General features: G+C 70.8%; 20 protein-coding genes. 4 read left to right on the top strand and 16 right to left on the bottom strand.

All coding sequences use genetic code 11. The features are described from left to right. Nucleotides 1-97 precede the first annotated feature (97 nt). From ACSU1G_RS07320 to ftsH, 9 genes are all read right to left on the bottom strand, one after another. Nucleotides 98-1051 (bottom strand): Rossmann-like and DUF2520 domain-containing protein, encoded by a 954-nt coding sequence (locus ACSU1G_RS07320; RefSeq protein ID WP_439279256.1) that lies wholly within the window; start codon nt 1049-1051, stop codon nt 98-100. After that, complete coding sequence (locus ACSU1G_RS07325; protein WP_439279257.1) at nt 1048-2778, bottom strand: PH domain-containing protein; 1731 nt, start codon at nt 2776-2778, stop codon at nt 1048-1050. The genes ACSU1G_RS07320 and ACSU1G_RS07325 overlap by 4 nt, the downstream gene beginning before the upstream one ends. 44 nt (nt 2779-2822) lie before the next feature. Further along, nucleotides 2823-3347 carry a PH domain-containing protein gene (locus tag ACSU1G_RS07330; protein WP_439279258.1) on the bottom strand — a complete coding sequence of 175 codons (525 nt, stop codon included), beginning with the start codon at nt 3345-3347 and terminating at the stop codon, nt 2823-2825. Then, nucleotides 3325-3894 carry a DUF3180 domain-containing protein gene (locus tag ACSU1G_RS07335; protein ID WP_439279259.1) on the bottom strand — a complete coding sequence of 190 codons (570 nt, stop codon included), beginning with the start codon at nt 3892-3894 and terminating at the stop codon, nt 3325-3327. The genes ACSU1G_RS07330 and ACSU1G_RS07335 overlap by 23 nt, the downstream gene beginning before the upstream one ends. Next, nucleotides 3891-4454, bottom strand: a complete 564-nt coding sequence (folK, locus tag ACSU1G_RS07340; protein ID WP_439279414.1) for a 2-amino-4-hydroxy-6-hydroxymethyldihydropteridine diphosphokinase — start codon at nt 4452-4454, stop codon at nt 3891-3893. Before folK ends, ACSU1G_RS07335 begins: the two co-directional genes overlap by 4 nt. A 71-nt stretch (nt 4455-4525) precedes the next feature. Then, entirely contained in the window at nt 4526-4921 is a 396-nt protein-coding gene (gene folB / locus ACSU1G_RS07345) for a dihydroneopterin aldolase (protein ID WP_439279260.1), read from the bottom strand. 3 nt (nt 4922-4924) lie between these two features. Further along, a complete protein-coding gene (gene folP, locus ACSU1G_RS07350; RefSeq protein WP_439279261.1) occupies nt 4925-5860 on the bottom strand; it encodes a dihydropteroate synthase in 936 nt (311 codons plus the stop codon). A 70-nt stretch (nt 5861-5930) separates the two neighbouring features. After that, a complete protein-coding gene (folE, locus tag ACSU1G_RS07355) occupies nt 5931-6545 on the bottom strand; it encodes a GTP cyclohydrolase I FolE (protein WP_439279262.1) in 615 nt (204 codons plus the stop codon). Then, on the bottom strand, nt 6542-8713 hold the full coding sequence (ftsH, locus tag ACSU1G_RS07360; protein ID WP_439279263.1) for an ATP-dependent zinc metalloprotease FtsH: 2172 nt from the start codon (nt 8711-8713) through the stop codon (nt 6542-6544). Before ftsH ends, folE begins: the two co-directional genes overlap by 4 nt. 277 nt (nt 8714-8990) lie before the next feature. Here ftsH and ACSU1G_RS07365 point away from each other — a divergent pair, with 277 nt between their 5' ends. Then, entirely contained in the window at nt 8991-10094 is a 1104-nt protein-coding gene (locus ACSU1G_RS07365) for a hypothetical protein (RefSeq protein WP_439279264.1), read from the top strand. A gap of 283 nt (nt 10095-10377) precedes the next feature. Here ACSU1G_RS07365 and hpt read toward each other — a convergent pair whose 3' ends face one another. The 5 genes from hpt to dacB all read right to left on the bottom strand — a co-directional run bounded on the left by hpt (nt 10378) and on the right by dacB (nt 15204). Next, nucleotides 10378-10929 carry a hypoxanthine phosphoribosyltransferase gene (gene hpt, locus ACSU1G_RS07370; protein WP_439279265.1) on the bottom strand — a complete coding sequence of 184 codons (552 nt, stop codon included), beginning with the start codon at nt 10927-10929 and terminating at the stop codon, nt 10378-10380. A gap of 69 nt (nt 10930-10998) precedes the next feature. Continuing rightward, a complete protein-coding gene (tilS, locus tag ACSU1G_RS07375) occupies nt 10999-12123 on the bottom strand; it encodes a tRNA lysidine(34) synthetase TilS (protein WP_439279266.1) in 1125 nt (374 codons plus the stop codon). Continuing rightward, complete coding sequence (locus tag ACSU1G_RS07380; protein ID WP_439279267.1) at nt 12093-13277, bottom strand: zinc-dependent metalloprotease; 1185 nt, start codon at nt 13275-13277, stop codon at nt 12093-12095. Before ACSU1G_RS07380 ends, tilS begins: the two co-directional genes overlap by 31 nt. Before the next feature lie 44 nt (nt 13278-13321). Further along, nucleotides 13322-13792: a DNA-binding protein gene (locus ACSU1G_RS07385; RefSeq protein ID WP_439279268.1), complete on the bottom strand. Its 471-nt coding sequence runs from the start codon at nt 13790-13792 to the stop codon at nt 13322-13324. Nucleotides 13793-13914: 122 nt separating this feature from the next. Next, nucleotides 13915-15204 carry a D-alanyl-D-alanine carboxypeptidase/D-alanyl-D-alanine endopeptidase gene (gene dacB, locus ACSU1G_RS07390; RefSeq protein ID WP_439279269.1) on the bottom strand — a complete coding sequence of 430 codons (1290 nt, stop codon included), beginning with the start codon at nt 15202-15204 and terminating at the stop codon, nt 13915-13917. Between dacB and ACSU1G_RS07395 the strand changes: the two genes are divergently transcribed. The 3 genes from ACSU1G_RS07395 (at nt 15179) to ACSU1G_RS07405 (ending at nt 16887) form a co-directional block, all read left to right on the top strand. Continuing rightward, on the top strand, nt 15179-15508 hold the full coding sequence (locus tag ACSU1G_RS07395) for a hypothetical protein (protein WP_439279270.1): 330 nt from the start codon (nt 15179-15181) through the stop codon (nt 15506-15508). The two genes, dacB and ACSU1G_RS07395, sit on opposite strands and share 26 nt — an antisense overlap. Before the next feature lie 115 nt (nt 15509-15623). Continuing rightward, a complete protein-coding gene (locus tag ACSU1G_RS07400) occupies nt 15624-16202 on the top strand; it encodes an inorganic diphosphatase (protein ID WP_439279271.1) in 579 nt (192 codons plus the stop codon). A gap of 28 nt (nt 16203-16230) precedes the next feature. Beyond that, the gene (locus ACSU1G_RS07405; protein WP_439279272.1) at nt 16231-16887 is read left to right on the top strand and encodes a hypothetical protein; all 657 of its coding nucleotides are present in this window, start codon (nt 16231-16233) and stop codon (nt 16885-16887) included. An 81-nt stretch (nt 16888-16968) separates the two neighbouring features. On the opposite strand, the gene ACSU1G_RS07410 is transcribed toward ACSU1G_RS07405, so the two are convergent. Together ACSU1G_RS07410 and serS are read right to left on the bottom strand one after the other, a co-directional pair. Next, on the bottom strand, nt 16969-17799 hold the full coding sequence (locus ACSU1G_RS07410) for an HAD family hydrolase (protein WP_439279415.1): 831 nt from the start codon (nt 17797-17799) through the stop codon (nt 16969-16971). Between the two features lie 114 nt (nt 17800-17913). Then, nucleotides 17914-19200 (bottom strand): serine--tRNA ligase, encoded by a 1287-nt coding sequence (serS, locus tag ACSU1G_RS07415; protein ID WP_439279273.1) that lies wholly within the window; start codon nt 19198-19200, stop codon nt 17914-17916. Nucleotides 19201-19218 lie beyond the last annotated feature (18 nt).

The following is a 19218-nucleotide window of genomic DNA, read 5'->3' on the forward strand; positions in this document are numbered from 1 at the left end:
AGTCTGTACCTAGCAGGGCGATGGGGTCAACCCGGTCCACCCGGTGCACCCGGTCCGGACGTCCGCAGCCCGCCGTGGGCGAGCCGCCCGAGGAGGGTCAGTCGCCCAAGGTATCCAGCAGCTCGGCCACGGTGGCCTCTGACAGGGCCCCACGGGCCAGGGCACGCTGGGCGGTCGCCCGGGCCATGGCCCGGTAGGCCTGCCCGACGTCGGCCGGGATCCCCTCCGCGGCCAGACCGTCCAGCACCTGCAGGTGCCGGCGCACCGTGCCCACGTCCCCGCGGGCCACCGGCCCGGTGAGGGCCCCGTCGCCGTTGGTCAGGGCGTTCTCGAGTGAGGCGGACATCAGGGGGGAGAGCATCCGGTCCGTCTGCTCCACGCCGATCGAGGCCAGCAGCTGCGCCGACTGCGCGGTCAGGGTCACCAGGTGGTTCGAGGCATGGGACAACGCCGCGTGGTAGGTCCCGCGGTCCTGCTCGCGGATCACCGCCGGCTCCCCGCCCATCTCCACCACGAGCGCCTGGGCCACCGGCAGCACCACCGCGTCCGCGGTCACACCGAACATGCAGTCCTGCAGCCGGGCCAGGTCCAGGGTGAGCCCGGTGAAGGACATGGCCGGGTGGATGGCCAGCGGGATGGCCCCGGCGGCACGCACCGGGTCCAGCACGGAGACGCCGTGACGGCCCGAGGTGTGCACCACGAGATGGCCGGCCTGGAAGTGGCCGGCCTCCGCCAGCCCCGCGACCAGCTCCGGCAGGGTGTCATCCGGTACGGCGAACAGCACCAGCTCGGAACGGCGCAGGATCTCCGGGATCTCGAGGACCGGCACCTCGGGCAGCAGGGATTCCGCCCGGGTGCGGGAGGCCTCGGACACGGCGTGGACGCCCGTGACGGCGTGCCCGGCGTTGCGCAGGGCGGCTCCGAGCACGGCGCCGACCTTGCCGGCGCCGATCACCCCGACCCCGAGCCGACCGGGGCGGTTCTGCGGCGCCGACCGGGACGGATCGACGGATCGGCCGGGACTGCCGGGACTGCCGGCGGTGGGGTTCACTGTTGCACCACCTGACGGGTCCGTTGTTCGAAGCGCTCGAGCTCCTCCTGGCGCATCCACTGGTTCCGGTCCCGCATGCGCCGGGAGACGGCGGCGATGTCAGCCTCCTGCAGGAACAGCCGGGCGGCGACCTGGGCGTCCGCGTGGATCAGCCGGGGCCCCACCGGGCCGGGCGTGGAGTGGAACTGCAGCGTGGCCACGGACAGCTTCCGCAACAGGGGGCCCTGCTGCAGGTCCACGGACTGGATCCGCTCGTGGGGGATCAGTTGCAGGTGGCGCTCCAAGCGGCCCGAGCGCAGCATCAGCAGGGTACGGGTGGAACGGTAGGCATTGCGTTTCCAGGTCAGCGGATCAAGCCACCAGACCCGCCGCGGCGCGCAGGTGAAGCCGTGCCCGTCTCCCAGGCCGACGACCCCCTGGCGGATGACCGCCGGCACGTCCTCGGACTCCGCCGGGGCACCCTCCCGCTCCCCCGCGTCGCGCTCGGAGGCCTCCGCACCCGTGCCGGGGCGCTCGGGACCCAGGCCGGGATCCGGGACCACCACGGAGAGGACCCGCAGGACATCCTCGATCGTCCCGACGGGCAGGACGGTCGACTTGTCCGCCGCCCCGCCCTCGAGGGACGGCCCATACCCGGCCACATTGACGACCATCTTGTACCAACCGAAGGGCCTCCAGAGCAGGCCCTGGCTGATCCTCACGGCCTGCACCCGCCCCGGGGGGACGGTCTGCTGCGAGGTCTCCAGCAGACCGTAGCGCAGCCTCATCCCGTCGGCAGAGGTGGCGACCGTGAAGTTGTAGCCCTTGTTGAACCCGCCCCAGACCACGCCGATGAGCGAGAACACGAAGGGGATGAGGGTGAACAACAGGATCACCCACCAGTTGTCCTCACCCTCCTGCGGCATCACCGCGTCCAGGACGGCCGCTGCCGCCACCAGCACGATCAGGATGGACAGCATGACCACCACTGACGTGGACAGCACCAGCGAGCCGATCATCCGCCCCACGGGCACCTGCAGCATGACCTGCTCGGGCGCCTCGGGGATCGGCGGGGCGGCCGGGCCACCGACGGATCCCGGGGCCCGCACGGCACCCGGCCCCGGCGTCACTGCTGGGTCGGACCCGTCGGATCCCTCCGCGGCGACGGCTGAGGAGGCCCCCGCCGGGCCGAGGTCCGCCACCGTCTCGGGGCTCACCCCGGCCCGGATACCCGCGGCACGGCCCATGATCTCGGCACGCAGGATGCGGGCCTCGGCCTCCTTGATGTACGCGAGCTGCATGGCGGTGGTGCCGCCGTCGGCCGCCTCGAACTTGAGTTCGGCCAAGCCGAAGATCCGGGCCAGCAGTGGCTGGCGGATGTCCACGGCCTGCACGCGGTCATAGCGCACCCGCCGATGCTGGCGGAAGATCACCCCGGTGTCCAGCAGGACCTGCTCCTCCGCCAGCTGGTACTTGGTGAAGCGCCAGGAGAAGTAGTAGATCACCACCATGATCACGAAGACCCCGGCATAGGCGGCGAGGGTGATCCACAGGCCGCGGGCCGCCTGGAACTCCCCCTGGCCCAGCAGGGCCCGGATGGCGTCCTCGCCGAAGGACTGGGTGCCGAAGAAGAGCATCGCCACCAACACCACCCAGCCCCGGACCCAGGGGCTGATGGGATGCACGCGGTGCCACTGCCCGTCGGCCGCCTCCGGCCGTCCGCGCGGAACCTCCCCCGGTTCGGACACCGGCCCGGTGGCCTCCTTCGCGGGATCCTCCGCCGGCCCGCCCGTCACAGTCCCGCCAGCCTCGCCTGACCGCGCGCCATCAGGGCGTCCCGCAGGCGTTCACTGTCCTCCACCGGGATGCCCTCGATGGTGGCGTTGGTGGAGGCGGAGGCCGTCTGCAGCTCGAGGGAGCGGATCCCGTAACGGCGCTGCACGGGGCCCTCCTTGACGTCCAGGTACTGCAACCGTCCGTAGGGCACGGCCAGCACGCGGCGGAACCAGAGACCGGACTTGAAGAGGAAGTCATCCTCCCGCTCGGCGTAGCCCATGGCACGGACCCGCCGTGGGATGAGGATCATCTCCACCACGCCCCACACCAGCATCACCGCCGGCAGCGCCCAGGCCAGCCACGCCGGGTAGCCGGGCCAGACGCCCGTCAGCAGCAGGATCAGCGGGACGGCCAGTGCGGCCGTCACGATTCCCACGGTGATGGCCGTCACCACGTAGTGCGCGGAGATGAGCTTCGGGGAGACCGGGGTCCACTCCACGTCCTCGAAGCCGCGTACGTCACGGTCGTTTCGCTCTGGCATAGCCGCCTTCCCCCTGGGGGCCGTACGAGGGCCCGGAGCGCCCCCGGTGACCCCCGCCGTCCCCGCTGTTCCTGTCATTCCGGCGTTCTGAGTCCGTGGTGTCGTCCGCCCCGTCATCCGGGGGCACCCGGCAGAACTGTTCCACGATGTACCCCACGATAACCAGTACCAATCCGCCGATCACCATCAGCAGCGCGTCGTTCACCGTGGCGGTGCCGAAACCCGTGGCGGCGGACAGGTGCACCAGCACCCCGCCGTGCCAGCCGGCGATCAGGGTTCCACCGTAGGAGCCGGCCTGGGCCAGTGCCAGGGTGCGAGTGGCCACCAGGGGGTTCATCCGGGCCGCGAGGGGACGTTTCTTGTCCCGCTGGACGCGGATCCCCAGCAGCAGCACGAGGACGGCCACTGCGCCCAGGGTGATCAGGGAGGACCGCACCAGCACCGGCGCCACCACCCCCGCACCCGCCGCGACCAAGGCGCCCACCCAGCCCAGCCCGCCGGACACCAGCAGGATCACCAGCAGCCACAGCGGGCGGATCCCGGTCATACGGACGGCCCTGCGGCGGTCTCGTCGGCCTCGCCGGTCTCGCCGTGCTCGTTGACCTCGTCACCGTGACCATCCTCGGCGCTGGGCAACCGGGTGACGGAGCCGGCGTCGTCCGCCTGGCCCGCGAGGTCCGCCACACGCGCACCGGACAGCACCGCCTCCGGGTCCAGCCAGGACCACGGGGCGAGCACGAAGGCGCGGGTGTGGGCGCGCGGATGGGGCAGGGTCAGCACCGGATCGTCAGATCTCAGATCTCCGTAGGTGATGACATCAATGTCCAGGGTGCGGGGACCCCACCGGACGTCGCGGGTGCGGTGGTGGGCCTGCTCGATCCCCTGACCCGCGGCGAGCAGCTCCTTCGGGGAGAGCCGGGTCGCCACGGTCACCACCAGGTTCAGGTAGTCCGGCTGCCCCGCGGGTCCGCCCACCGCCCGGGTCCGGGCCACCGGGGACACCCCGGTCACCTCGATCCCCGGCGTCTGCCCCAGTTGGCGGACCGCCTGCTGGACGGTGGCGGCCGCGTCCCCGAGATTGGCACCCAGGGCCAGGACGGCATCCACGGGGGTCTGTGGGGCGAGGTCCAGCACGGCGCTCGGCCCAGCGTTCGGCCCGGAGGACGGTCCGGTGGCGGTCACGGCCGGCTCCGGTACACCGAGACGGCGACGTCGGCGAAGTCCGCCTCGATGGGCGCGTGCGGCTTGTGCACGGTGACCTCCACGGCGGTGGCCACCGGCTGCTCGGCCAGCAGCGCTCGGGCGATCCGGTCCGCCACGGTCTCGATGAGATCCAGGGACTCCCCCGTGATCACCCGCAGCACGGTGTCGGCGACCTGCGCGTAGTTCACGGTGTGCGCCAGGTCGTCACCGGCGGCGGCGGGGGCGGCGTCCAGGTGCACCACCACGTCCGTGGTGAACTCCTGGCCGTCCCGCTTCTCCGCCTCGAACACACCGTGGTAGCCGCGAGCCCTCAGCCCCGTGAGCGTGATGCGGTCATGGTGAGCGACCCGGGACTCCGCAGTGCCCCCCATGCCTCAGGCCCCGGTCCGGCCAGTGGTGGCCGCCGGCCCCAGCCAGGCGCGGGCGGCCTTGACCGCGTGCAGGGAGGGCTCCACCGTGTGTACCCGCACGCCCCACACCCGGTGTTGGGCGGACAACGCGGTGAGGGCGGCGGTGGCGTGGTCCCGCTCCGCCGGAACGGGCTCGGCCCCGGAGTCGGAGGCGAGCAGGGTGCCCAGGAACCGCTTGCGGGAGGCGGCCACCAGGACCGGGAACCCGAGGGCCTGCAGACGGTCCAGACCGCGCAACAGCTCCCAGTTCTGGGCACCGGCCTTCGAGAAGCCCAGGCCCGGGTCCAGGATGAGCTGCTCGGGCTGCACACCGGCGGCCAGGAAGGCGTCCTTGAGCTCGGTCAGTTCGCGCACCACGTCCTCGACCACGTCCTCGTAGTCGGTCAGGGAGTCCATGGTTTGGGCATTGCCGCGGTTGTGCATGAGGATGTACGTCGCGCCGGTGCGGGCGATCAGCTCCGGCATCTGGCGCTCATGGTTCAGCCCGGAGACGTCGTTGATGATGACCTCGCCCAGCTTGAGCGCCGCCTCGGCGGTGGCCACGTGCATGGTGTCCACCGAGACGACAGCCCCGGCCTTCAGCAGGGCCTCGATCACGGGCAGGACGCGGTTCTGCTCCGTGACGGCGTCGATGGCCTCCACCCCGGGACGGGTGGACTCCCCACCCACGTCGATGATGTCCGCCCCCGAGTACAGCAGGCGCAGACCCTGTTCGATCGCGGACTCGGTGTCCAGATAGGCCCCGCCGTCCGAGAACGAGTTGTCCGTGACGTTCAACACGCCCATCACGAGGGTGCGGTCCGTGGGCAGGTCAGCCAGGGTGCGGCGACGGATCTTGCGGATCACCGTCATCGGCCCCGTGTTGGGGCCCGTTCCGGTCGATGCAGCCATCGAGTCCATGGGTGTGGTCCTTTCGTGGAGCGGGTGGGATCCGTGCCGGGCACAGCCGGGCAGGATCAGCCGTGCAGGATCAGCCGTGCAGGATCAGGCTCATGGCCTCGGACCGGGTGGAGGCCTCGCGCAGCTGGCCCCGGACGGCCGAGGTGACCGTCTTGGCGCCGGGCTTGCGCACCCCGCGCATGGACATGCACATGTGTTCGGCCTCGATCACCACGATCGCCCCACGCGGGCTCAGGTGGGTCATCAGGGCCTCCACGATCTGCGTGGTCAGCCGCTCCTGGACCTGTGGACGCCGCGCGTAGACCTCCACGAGCCGGGCCAGCTTGCTCAGGCCCGTCACCCGTCCCTCCGGATTCGGGATGTAGCCGATGTGGGCCGTGCCGTGGAAGGGCACCAGGTGGTGTTCGCACGTGGAGTAGAACGGGATGTCCTTCACCAGCACGAGTTCCTCGTGGGAGATGTCGAAGGTGGTGCCCAGGATCTCGGCCGGGTCCTGCACGAGTCCGGCGAAGAACTCGTCATAGGCCTTGGCCACCCTCCGGGGGGTGTCCAACAGGCCCTCCCGGTCCGGGTCCTCGCCGATGGCCTCCAGGATCTCGCGGACGGCGGCCTGGATGCGGGGGCGGTCCACGCCGGCAGTGCCCGGCTGACGTTGCTTCTCATTCACGGTCCCGGTCCTCGTCATTCCTGGTCAGTGCGTGGCAGGTCGGTCCCTGACACGTCGGTGCTCGGCAGGTCGGTGCGCGGCAGGTCCGAGGGGCCCGCCGATCCTCCGGGCCGGCCGGTGCCACCGTCCGGCTCGCCGGGCAGCTGGCTGCCCGGGCTGGGGTCCACGGTGGGGCTCAGCGAGTCCGAGGTGGACTCCGGGTCCACCGCCTGCGGTGAGCCGTCCTCCGGGGCTCCGGGGCCGGCGTCGCCGTTCTGTTCCGCCAGGGCGCGGCGCTCGGCCGGCGACAGGATCGGGGGCTGCGAGGAGACGGGGCGGTCCTCGCTGGACAACCAGACCTGGCGGGGCTCACGCTGGCGGATCTGGGCGAAGATCTCCGCGATCTGCGCCTGGTTCAGGGTCTCCTTCTCCAGCAGCTCGTAGGCCAGCCGGTCCAGGATCTCCCGGTTCGCGTTGATGATCCAGTAGGCCTCGTCATGGGCGGCGTCCAGGAGCTGGCGCACCTCGGCGTCGATCATCCCGGCCACCTGCTCCGAGTATTCACGGCCGCTGCTCATGTCCCGCCCCATGAAGGGCTCACCGCTGCCGGTGCCGAGCTTCACGGCCCCGACGCGTTCGCTCATCCCGTACTCGGTGACCATCTTCTTGGCGATGTCCGTGGCCTTGGAGATGTCGTTCGAGGCGCCGGTGGAGGGGTCGTGGAAGATGATCTCCTCGGCCACGCGGCCGCCCATGGCGTAGGCGAGCTGGTCCAGCAGCTCGTTGCGGGTGATCGAGTACTTGTCATCCTCGGGGACCACCATGGTGTAGCCCAGGGCGCGACCGCGGGGCAGGATGGTGATCTTCGTGACCGGGGACGAGTTACGCAGCCCGGCGGCCACCAGCGCGTGACCACCCTCGTGGTAGGCGGTGACCTTGCGCTCGTGTTCCTTCATCAGGCGGGAGCGCTTCTGCGGGCCGGCCATGACGCGGTCCACGGCCTCGTCCAGGGCGCGGTCATCGATCAGCTGGGCGTTGGACCGTGCCGTCAGCAGCGCGGCCTCGTTGAGCACGTTGGCCAGGTCCGCGCCGGTGAACCCGGGGGTGCGCTTGGCCAGCGCGCGCAGGTCCACTCCGGGGGCCATGGGTTTGCCCTGCGCGTGCACGGACAGGATCTGGTGGCGGCCCTCGGAGTCGGGGGCCTCCACGGGGATCTGCCGGTCGAAGCGGCCCGGACGCAGCAGGGCGGGGTCCAGGACGTCCGGACGGTTGGTGGCCGCGATGAGGATCACGTTGGTGGTGGCGTCGAAGCCGTCCATCTCCACGAGGAGCTGGTTCAGGGTCTGCTCACGCTCGTCGTTGCCGCCACCCACGCCGGCACCCCGATGGCGGCCGACGGCGTCGATCTCGTCCACGAAGATGATGGCCGGGGAGTTGGTCTTGGCCTGCTCGAAGAGGTCACGCACGCGGGAGGCGCCCACGCCCACGAACATCTCCACGAAGTCCGAGCCGGAGATGGAGTAGAACGGCACACCGGCCTCGCCGGCCACGGCCTTGGCCAGCAGGGTCTTGCCCGTGCCCGGAGGGCCGTAGAGGAGCACACCCTTGGGGATCTTGGCGCCCACGGCCTGGAATTTGGCGGGCTCGGCGAGGAACTCCTTGATCTCATGGAGTTCCTCCACGGCCTCCTCGGCGCCCGCCACGTCGGCGAAGGTCACCTGCGGCATGTCCTTGGTGATGAGCTTGGCCTTGGACTTGCCGAACTGCATGACCTTGCCACCGCCGCCCTGCATCCTGGACAGCAGGAACCAGAAGACCAGCCCGATCAACAGGAAGGGGACGAGGAAGCCCAGCATGGACAGCAGCCAGTTGTTCTGCACCGGCTCGTCCGTGAAGCCGTCCAGTCCGGACTCGTCGATGGCGGTCACGACGTTCTCGGCGCGGGCCGTGGAGTAGTAGAAGTAGACGTCCTTGCCGAGATCCCGGCCATCCTGGGAGTAGGACTCGCGCAGGGTCAGGTCGACCCGCTGTTCACCGTCCTGGATCTTGGCCTGGGCGGCCTTGTCCTCATCCAGCAGCACCAGACCCACGTTGGTGTCCACCCGGGCGGAGGAGCCCTGCGTCAGCGCCGGGATGATCAGCATCAGGAACACGGCGGCCAAAACGATCCAGATGATCGGGCCCTTGAAGACCTTCTTGGCTTTCAACAACTCTCCTGACCTTTGACCTGCGCGGTGGGCACGGCGTGACCACTTCGGATACGGCGGCGTGCCGGAGCTGCGCGGGGTCACTGACGCGAGCCACCGGACCAGGGCACAGCCGTACCCGTCCACGGTACCGGGCGTCAGTCTACGGTGGAGTCCTGAGGCCGAACCGTTCGCAACCGGAGGAATGGCTGGGCGCCTTCACGACCACCTGTGGAGCCGGGGCGACCACCTGTGGATAAGTCCTGCGTGCTCCGGCGGATCACCGGAGACTGAAGGGGTGCGTTACCCCCGTCCGTTGCCCGAAGCACTGGTGGACCGCGAGTTCACCCGCGCCGAGGCCCTGGCTCTCGGGGTGCGTCCCGGACGGCTCCGCCGGCGTGACATCGAGCGCGTCGGCCACGGCCGGTACCGGTGGGCTGGCCGCTCCTCACCGGTGGAGGAGCTCGAGGAGCGCCCGGATCAACCAGAGCCGACCGCGCCGGTTCACGACCTAGCGGTAGCGGGCGAACAGGAGGCCGAACAGGAGGCCGAACCACACGTCGTCGACGCGGCAGACACGGCAGGGAGTCCGGGATCCGAACCCACGCCATCGGTCCACTCGACCCTCCCGCGCGCGGCGGCCGTACTCGCGACGGTTCCGGATGCCTGCGCCTCCCACCTCACCGCGGCCCTGGTCCGAGACTGGTGGCTTCCGCAGAAATCCCAGGCCACCCGCATGGTGCACGTCACCCGTCAGCCCGAGCGCCATCGCCTCAGATACCCCGGGATCATCACGCACCGGTCACTCCTGCCCGCGGACGAGGTCGTCCTGGTCCACGGGCGCCGGGTCACCTCTCCCGAGCGGACCTGGCTGGACTGTGCCACCCTGTTGTCCCTGCAGGATCTGGTCATCCTCGGCGACCACCTCGTCCGCGAACCGTATGCCTGGGCTGAGACCCGGAGGACACAGTGGACCACCGTGGAGGCCTTGCGAGAATGCCTTCAGGCGCACCCGGGCGTCCCCGGCATCTCCAGGGCACGCAACGCTCTGGAGCTCATCCGCGTGGGGGCCGACTCTCCGCAGGAGACGCTCCTGCGCCTGGCCATGCACCGAGTCGGGCTTCCGGCGCCTGCGCTGCAGGTTGAGTGTTGGGACGCGCAATACTCCACAGACTTCCCGGCCACGGCTGACCTCGGCTACCCGCAGTGGCTCATCGCCATCCAATACGAGGGCCAGCACCACGGCGAGGGGAATCAACTGGCCAAGGACCTACGACGCGATCAGGCCTTCCTGAGGCAGGGGTGGACCGTACTGCGCTTCGGCTCGGCCGACTCAGCAGAGGATTTCCGGACGGCACTTGAACTCATCGGGCGGGCCGTCGCCGCTGCGCAGGGGCGCTGATCTGCCTACGGGCCTGGGCCGATTCCGGGACCGCCTGGGGGCAGAGGTCGAGACCGTTCGAGGCAGCGTCAAACGATTGGTCCCCTCCCGGCCCCAAGACGCCGGAAGTTGCCGCTCTCAGCGCAGATTCGGACTCTGAGAGCGGCAACTTCGGGCGGCGGTGGACCAATCGTTTCAGGGTTCCCGTCACGGCCGGCACCCTCCACGACCCTCGGCTCGTACGGGCTCTATCCCGGCCAGTCCCATCCCGGCCAGCCCCATCGCGGCCGGCCGGGGGCCGTGATCAGGAGTAGATGTGCGGGGCGAGGGTCCCGATGAAGTCCAGGTTGCGGTACTTCTCGTCGAAGTCCAGGCCGTAGCCGACCACGAACTCGTTCGGGATGTCCCGGCCCACGTACTTGCAGTCGATCTCGACCTTCATGGCCTCGGGCTTGCGCAGGAAGGCGCAGATCTCCACGGAGGCGGGGCCGCGGGACTCGAGGTTGGTCTTGAGCCAGGACAGGGTCAGCCCGGAGTCGATGATGTCCTCCACGATCAGCACGTGCCGGCCCATCAGGTCCGCGTCCAGGTCCTTGAGGATCCGCACCACGCCGGAGGACTGGGTGCCGGAGCCGTAGGAGGAGACGGCCATGAAGTCCAGGGTGACGTGGGAGCGCAGCGCGCGGGACAGGTCGGCCATGATCATCACCGCCCCCTTGAGCACCGCCACCAGCAGGACGTCCTTGCCCTCGTAGTCTCGGTCGATCTGCGCTGCGAGATCCTTGACGGTGTCCTGGATCTGCTCTTTGGTCATGAGCACATGATCCAGGTCGCCATGCACGTCCTGTGCTTCCATGCGGGCTGCTCCTGCGGGGTGTATTCGCTACGGGAAGGCGCCTCCGGCCGGCCCGGTCCACACTCGGACTCAGGGCCTGACGGCGCTGAAGACCAGTCTCGCATACCCGCCTGGGCCCCGACGGTGGGAGACGATCCCGCCTGCCAACTCGACCGGCCCCGCCGAGGATCCCCCCGTGGAGCGGGTGGCCACCAGGCGGTCGACGGCCAGCACGCGTTCCCGGCTGGGCCGCTCGCCCCCGGCGGCGAGCACGGCATAGCCGATCACCCGGTACCGGATGGCGTCCGGCAGCGCGGCCAGTTCCCCCATCGGCAGGGACACCGGGCCCGACGCCGGCCGGAGACCGGGTGCCTCGCCCGGCTCCCGCTCCTCCCGGAGACGGTCGAACTCCCGCCCAGCCCAGGCCTCCAGCGCGGCCGCGTCCTCGGCCGCGATGTCCGCACTGCGGGCCAGGGCGGCGGACAGCCCGGGCCCCAGGCCGTGGTCCGGGTCCTCGAGGGCCGGCAGCACGCGGGTGCGGATCCGCGAGCGCAGATACGCCGGATCCGCGTTGGCGGGGTCCTCCCACCAGCGCACACCCGCCCAGCTGCAGATGGCCTCGGTGTCCGGGCGCGTCAACTCCAGCAGGGGGCGCAGCAGCACCCCCCGGCTGCGGGGGATCCCCGCGAGTGTGCGGGTGCCCGAGCCGCGGGCCAGGCCCAGGAGCACCTGTTCGGCCTGATCGTCCCGGGTGTGGGCCAGCAGCACGGCGTCCGAGCCCAGCCGGCGGGCGGCGTCCTCCAGGGCGGCATGACGGGCGGCACGGGCGTCGGCCTCCGGGCCCTCCCCCGTCGTCGGCACGTCCACCTGCTCCACGGTCACCGGGGCCAATCCCAGGGCGCGGGCCACGGCGGCCGCGCGGTCAGCCACGGCGGCGGACCCGGGCTGCAGGCCGTGGTCCACGATCACGGCACCCACGCCGGCCGACAGTGCCGGGGCGGCCCGGGTGCGCGTGGCCTCAGCGGCAGCCACGCTCAGCGCCAGGGAGTCGGCCCCGCCGGAGAGGGCCACCAGCGGCAGGGTCCGTCCGTGGGTGGCCGCGGCGAGCGCGTGGACGGCGCGGTGCAGGGCCTGTGGCCAGCGAGTCGCCGGTGGCCAGGAGGCGGGCCCCTCGGGGACCGGGCTCAGCCCAACCCCCGGATACGTGCCACCCATTGCTCGGGATGCTGGATCTCCTGTTCGCTCGGCAGGTGCTCCGGGGCCTCCCACACCACGTTGAAGCCGTCCATGCCGAGGTCCCGGACCGCCCGCTTCACGAAGCGCTGGCCGTCCCGGTACTGCTGCATCTTGGCGTCCATGCCCATGAGGCGACGGATCCACCGGTCCAGGGAGGACCGGGTCGAGGTGCGGTGGTCGAAGCGCTGGCGGATGGTCTTGACGGTGGGGACCACGGAGGAGTCGATGGCATCCATGACCACGTTGGCGTGGCCTTCCAGCAGGGACATCGTGGCGTTGATCCGGGCCAGCCGCTGCTTGTCCTCCGGGTCCTGGAACAATTCGACGAGTCCCATCGACGCCGGATGCCCCTCCGTGCCGAGCTCGGCGGATCCGCGGCCCTGCTCCACGGAGGCCGGGTCCGCCTCGGGGCCTTGGACGAGGGCGCGGAGCCGGGCCGAGAGGCGTTCGGGCAGGGTGTCCGCCTTGTCGAACATGCCGGAGACCAGCTCGATGAGGTGGGACTGGAGGTGGTCGCGCAGCCAGGGGGCGGCGGCGAACTGCACCCGGTGGGTCTGCTCGTGCAGGCAGACCCAGAGCCGGAAGTCCTCCGGGTCCACGTTGAGCTCCATGCGCACCTGGGCGATGTTCGGTGCCACCAGCAGCAGCCGGCCGCCCTCCGGGCCGGCGGGGCTGCCGTCCGGTCCGGGCAGGGCGCAGAACGGCTCGTACTGGCCGAGGACCTTCGAGGACAGGAAGGCCAGCACGGCCCCGGCCTCCAGGGCGGTGGCGGTGGTGCCGAACCCGTTGGTGGCGCGGGCGTACTCCTCCGGCCGGGACTGCTGGACGTACTCGAAGGCGGGGCTCAGCAGCGTGGAGAAGGCCTGCACGTTGGCCCGGGTCCAGGTGGGTCGGTCCACCACGAGCACCTCGGAGTCCCGCAGGTCCCGGGCCGCCTCCAGCCGGGTGATCCGGTGGACGTGGTCCACGGAGACCTCGGCGGCGTGGCGCAGCCCGGCGGCTTCACGTTCGGCCTGGTGCCGGGTGAAGCGGGGGCCGGCGGCGCACAACCGGCCCGCCGTGCTGGCGGCGAGGTCCCAGTCCACGGGCGAGACGGGAGCTGAGACGGAGCCTGGGACGGGGGTGGATTCCATGCACCCATCCCACCACACGCAGCAGAGGGCGCGCAGGGCGGACCTCAGCCGCTGACGGCCGCCGCCCGCTCCAACAGGCCACCCAGTTCGGTGGCCCCGGCCGTCCGGGCGGCCTCCGCCGTGACCAGCAGCTGCTCGGTGGTGGCCAGCCGTCCCAACTGGGCCGCGGGGTCCGCCTCCGGGGCCGGGCCGGCCTCTACTCTGCGGGAGCGGGTGCTGTGCGTGGTCAGGACCGGTTCGGAGGCCTGGACCTCGTCCAGAACCCGCTGCAGGTCCGCCTCGTCCTGGCGTTCCTCCAGCATGACGAAGCGCTCATAGACCGCCGGATTGCCGATCTTGATGCGCTGGGCGTTGATGAGCTGGGAGAGCATGGGGGCGGACAGGCCCAGCACGCGGGCCAGGGACCGCTGACTCAGCCGGTAGGCCGCCATGAGGTCGCCGAAGCGTTCGGACAGGGAGGTCCCGTAGATGGCCCGCTGTCTGGCCAGGCGCTGGTCGGTTTCCGGCGAGGGCATGACCATCATGCTAGCCGATTATTTGCTATGGCAAAGTCCATCAGAGACTGGTCGTGGCGCCCACGCCTCGTCCCGCTGGTCCCGCTACGGCCCGCGGCTGCCCGTCTCCACCGGCTGCGGCGCTACCGGCAGCCACACCCGGCCAGCACCACGGCGGCACGGTCGACGGCGAAGCGGGCGTTGTCCAGCACGCCCGGCTGGCCGTTGGCGATGAAGCTGAACAGCAGGGTCCGGCCGTCCTCCGTCTGGACGGTTCCGGTCAGCGAGGCCACCGAGCTGAGGGTGCCCGTCTTCGCCCGGACCGCGTCCACGGCGGCGGTGCCGACCATCCGGTCCTGCAGGGTCCCCTCCTCCCCGGCCGCCGGCAGCCCGGTGACCACGGTCTCCAGGTCCGGGGACGTACTCGCGACCTGCAGGGTAGCGGTCAGTTGCGCGGCCGAGACGCGGTTGGCCTCCGAGAGCCCGGAGGCGTCCACGAGGCTCAACCCCTCCGTGTCCACGCCGAGGTCCGCCAAGGCGTCCTTGATCGCCTGGGACGCCCCCTCGAAGCTGCCGTCCTCACCGGCCTCCAGTGCGAGGTTGCGACCGGTGGCTTCCGCGACCTGGTTGTCCGAGGTCCGCAACATGTACGTCATCTGCTCGGACAGCGGCGCGGACTCCACCTCCGCCAGCACCGTGCCGTCGCCTGTCAGTGCCGCGCGGTCCACCTCCGCCTCCACCTCGAGATCCAGCCCGAGAGCCTCCGCCCGGGCGGCGAGCTCGTTGCGGAACACCTCGGCCGCGAACACCGCAGGATCGTGCAGCCGGTTGGTGTCCCGGCCGGGGTAGGCGCGGCCGCCGTACGTGGCGATCGGCTGCACCGTGGAGGCATTGCCCGAGGACACGATGTCCGGGCTCCAGTCCGGGGATTCGCCGGGGCCCCCGTAGCCGGAATCGTCCACACCGACAGCCACCGTGCCGACGGCGCCCTGGTCCTTGAGGGCCTGCGCGGTCTGTTCGGCCAGGGTCCCCAGCCCGGCCCGGCCGTTCGCGTCCTCCGCATTCTCGCCGGTGCCCAGCATCACGTCTCCGCCGGCGTCCAGCACCACGGCGGTCCGGCCCTCACCCAGAGGCCGGGCCACCGCCGCGGTGGTGTAGCGGTGGTCCGGGCCCAGCGTGTGCAGGGCGGCTGCCGCCGTCAGGATCTTGACCGCGGAGGCGGGCACCACCGGCTGGTCCGGGCCTTCGGAGTAGAGCAGCTCGCCGGTGAGGCTGTCCCGGACGGCGGCGGACATGGTGCCGCTGTGCAGGGCCAGCGCCTCGTCCAGCAGCGGGGCCAGCGTCTCCGGGTCCGGGCTGGGGACCAGCAGGGGTGAGAGGTCCGGGAAGTTCACGAACTCCGCCAGGGTGAGGGCCGCGGAGACAGCGGCCATCGGCCCCTCCGTACCACTGGGGGACCCTGCCGGCGAGCTGGGGGACCCGGCCGGCGAGCTGGTGGGCAAGCTGGTCGGCGAGCTGGTGGAGGAGGCCGCGGCCGAGGGGACGGCGGGCTGGGAGCTGCCGGCCGGCGTCGTGACCGGGCTGCTCACGGCGACCGGTGCTCCGGAGGCCGCCGGGACGGGGATGACGGTGCATCCTGTCAGCCCTACCGCCGCCGTGACCGCCAGCAGGGCCGTCACCGCGGTGCGGACGGGCCGGCGCGGGGCAGGGCATGGGTTCACGATGGGACTTTCCTGATCGGGCGCGGGATACCCTAGATTCTAGACGCCGTGCCCAGCACCACCATCCGGCGCGGCAACCACCTCCAGACCAGTGACAGACCACCGCGAAGCAGCGCCGAGGAGCACCTCCCATGATCCATGACGTCACCATCGAGATCCCTGCCGGATCCCGCGTGAAGTACGAGTTCGACCACGAGTCCGGCCGCCTGCGCCTGGACCGTATCCTCTTCACCTCCATGCAGTACCCCGCCCACTACGGCTACTTCGAGGACACCCTGGGTGAGGACGAGGATCCGCTGGACGCCATGGTGTTCCTGCCCGGCTTCGACCTGGTGCCCGGTGTGATCGTGGAGGCCCGCCCGATCGGCGTGTTCAACATGACCGATGACGGCGGCGGGGACGCCAAGCTGCTGTGCGTCCCGGCGGACAAGCGCTTCGACCACATCCAGGAGCTCGAGGACATCGACGAGTGGCTGAAGAAGGAGATCGAGCACTTCTTCACCCGCTACAAGGACCTGGAGCCCGGCAAGTGGGTCAAGGCCGAGGGCTGGGAGGGCCGTGCGGCCGCCGAGGCCGAGCTGGAGGCCTCCATCCGGCGCTTCGCCGCCGTCGGTGAGGAGAAGCCCGAGGACGAGCCGCAGGGCCGCGACGTGGACACCGAGGAGGATGATCCGGCCGCCTCGGGTTCCCCGCAGGGCCGCGATTCCTGACTCTTCCCGTGCTGGCAGAATCGGGGCTATGCCCAACTATGTCCTGACGATCAACCAGCGTGATTCGCGGGAGGTCGGGGACCTGGTCGGCGACCTCCTGCGTTCCCTGCGTCCCGTGGGCACCGTGGTGCCCTTCCAGCGCTCCGTCGGTGACGAGGCGATCGGGGTCGTCCCGGATGCCCGCTCCGCCGTGGACGCCGCCCTGATTGCCCTGCGGCACCGGCGTTGGAATGTGGGGATCGGCGTGGGTTCCCTGGGCCCGGTGGACCCGGACCGGTCGGCGAGCCGTGGAGGAGGCGTCCTGCCGGACACCCAGAACCTGCACGACGTCGGCGGGCCGGGTCTGGTCTTTGCGCGGCGGGCCGTGGAGGAAGCGGCCAAGGCCGGGGTGCGGGTGCCGGTGGCCGTGGACGGCCCCGACGAGCAGGTGGCCGAGGAGGCGCAGTCCGTGCTGCGGCTGATCGGGCAGCTGGTGCTGACCCGGACGGACGCCGAGTGGGCGGTGCTGGACCTGCTGGTGCCCGGGGTGCGGGGCCAGCAGAAGCCGGTGGCCGCAGAGCTGGGGATCACCGCCCAGGCCGTGTCCAAGGCGGTGCAGCGCTCGTTCTGGAACGAGGAGCACGCCTGCCGACCGGCGGCCGAGCGGCTGCTGGCCCTGGTGGACGCGGTGGAACTGCCCCGCTGACCCGCGCGGCTCCGCTTTCAGTCGACTTGGCGTGGATGTTGGGTGCAACCACCCACGCCAAGTCGACTGAAAGTGGCAGGCTCAGGAGTCGAGCAGCGAGCGCAGGACCGTGGCGGCGCCGTGCTCGTTGACGTGTCCGGTCACCTCGTCGGCGACCTTGACGACCTCCGGTGGGGCCTGGCCCATGGCGACCCCGCGGCCGGCCCACGCCAGCATCTCGATGTCATTGCGGCCGTCCCCGACCGCCACCGTGTCGTCGATGTGGACGCCGAGGTGGTCCCGCAGTGCCTCGAGCCCCGAGGCCTTGGACACGCCGGCGGCGGCGATGTCCAGCCAGGCGGACCAACCCACCGAGTAGGTCACACCCTGCAGGCCGATGGACTCCACGGCCTCACCGAACTCCTCGGTGGATGAATCCGTGGAGAAGACGACCAGGCGGGTCGCGCTGGCGGCCATCATCTCCTCGAAGGTGACGCCCTCGGCCTGGACGCCGAAGCTCATGTCCTGGAAACGCTCGGTGGAGAGGAACCGGCCACGGTCGTCCTCCACGGCGTACTTGGCGCTGGGCAGTCGGTGGCGGAGGGCCCGCAAGGCGGGACCCGGGTCAAAGGTCCGGCGGTCCACCACCTCGTAGCCCTCCTCCAGATCCGTGGAGAGCCTCAGCGTCACACCGCCGTTGCTGCAGATGCTGTAGCCCTGCTCCTGCCCGATCAGCTTGATGATCGGCAGGGTGGCCCCCAGTGAGCGGCCGGTGGCGATCAGCACGTGGTGGCCCGCCTCCACCACGGCGCGGGCGGCCTCCCGCACCTCGTCGTCCATATGGCCGTCGTGGTCCACGAGGGTGCCGTCCACGTCCAGGCAGACCATCTTGCGTACCCCGTCCCCGTTCGGCCGGGAGCCGGAGGAGGTCATATCCGAGGTGGGCCGGTAGGTGGCCTGGAGGGAACCGGTGATCGGGTTCCGGTCTTCGTGCCGGTCTTCGGTGCCGGCGTCCTGTGAAAAGCGCATGTCTCCAGTCAAGCAGACCTAGAGGACCGGCAGGACCTCGAGACCTCCGAGGTAGGGCTGCAGCGCCTCCGGCACGTTCACGGAGCCGTCCGCGTTCTGGTGGTTCTCCAGGATGGCCACGAGCCAGCGGGTGGTCGCCAGGGTGCCGTTCAGGGTGGCGGCCATGCGCGTCCCGCCCTTGGAGCCGTCCGGTTTCACGAGCCGCTCCCGGATGTTGAGCCGGCGGGTCTGGAACGTGGTGCAGTTCGAGGTGGAGGTCAGCTCCCGGTAGGTCTCCTGGGTGGGGACCCAGGCCTCGCAGTCGAACTTCCGGGCGGCGCTCATGCCGAGGTCGCCGGCGGCGGTATCGATCACGCGGTAGGGCAGATCCACCTTGGCGAGCATCTGCTCCTCCCAGTCCAGCAGGCGGGCGTGCTCCTCGGCTGCCTTCTCGACGGTGGTGTAGACGAACATCTCCAGCTTGTTGAACTGGTGCACGCGGATGATGCCCCGGGTGTCCTTGCCCGCGGAGCCGGCCTCGCGCCGGTAGCAGGTGGACCAACCGGCATAGCGGATGGGCTCCTCGCCGAACTCGAGGATCTCGTCCGCGTGATAGCCGGCGAGGGCCACCTCGGAGGTGCCCACCAGGTAGAGGTCGTCGCGCTCGAGCTTGTAGATCTCGTCATCATGCTCCACGTCGAACCCGGTGCCCTGCATGGTCTCCGGACGGACCAGCGTGGGGGTCATCATGGGCACGAAGCCGTTCTGCAGGGCCAGGTCCAGGCCCATCTGCATGAGGGCCAGCTCAAGGCGGGCGCCCACACCCTTGAGGAAGTAGAACCGTGAGCCCGAGACCTTGGCCCCGCGCTCCATGTCGATGGCGCCAATCAACTCGCCGATCTCCAGGTGGTCGCGCGGCGTGAAGCCGTCGGCGGAGAAGTCACGGACGGTGCCGACCGTCTTGACGGTGGTGAAGTCGTCCTCGCCACCGGCCGGCACACCATCCTCGATGAGGTTCGGGAACCGTCGCTGCAGGGAGTCCAGACGCGACTTCGCCTCGTCCGCGGTGGCCTCGGCGGTCTTGACGTTGGCGGAGAGCTCCTTGACCTCCGCCAGCAGCTGCTGCTTCTGCTCCCCCTGCGCGGCGGCCACCTTCTTGCCGAAGGCCTTCTGCTGCGCGCGCAGCTCCTCGAAGGAGGTGATCGAGGCACGGCGTTCCGCGTCGGCGGACACGATCTGGTCCACCAGGGACTCGTCCGCGCCGCGGGCGCGCTGTGAGGCCGTGTAGAGGTCTGGATTCTCGATGAGGTGCTTGACGTCGATCACGAGGTCCAGCCTAACCTC

The sequence above is a fragment of the Microbacterium sp. A93 genome, from assembly GCF_051842835.1.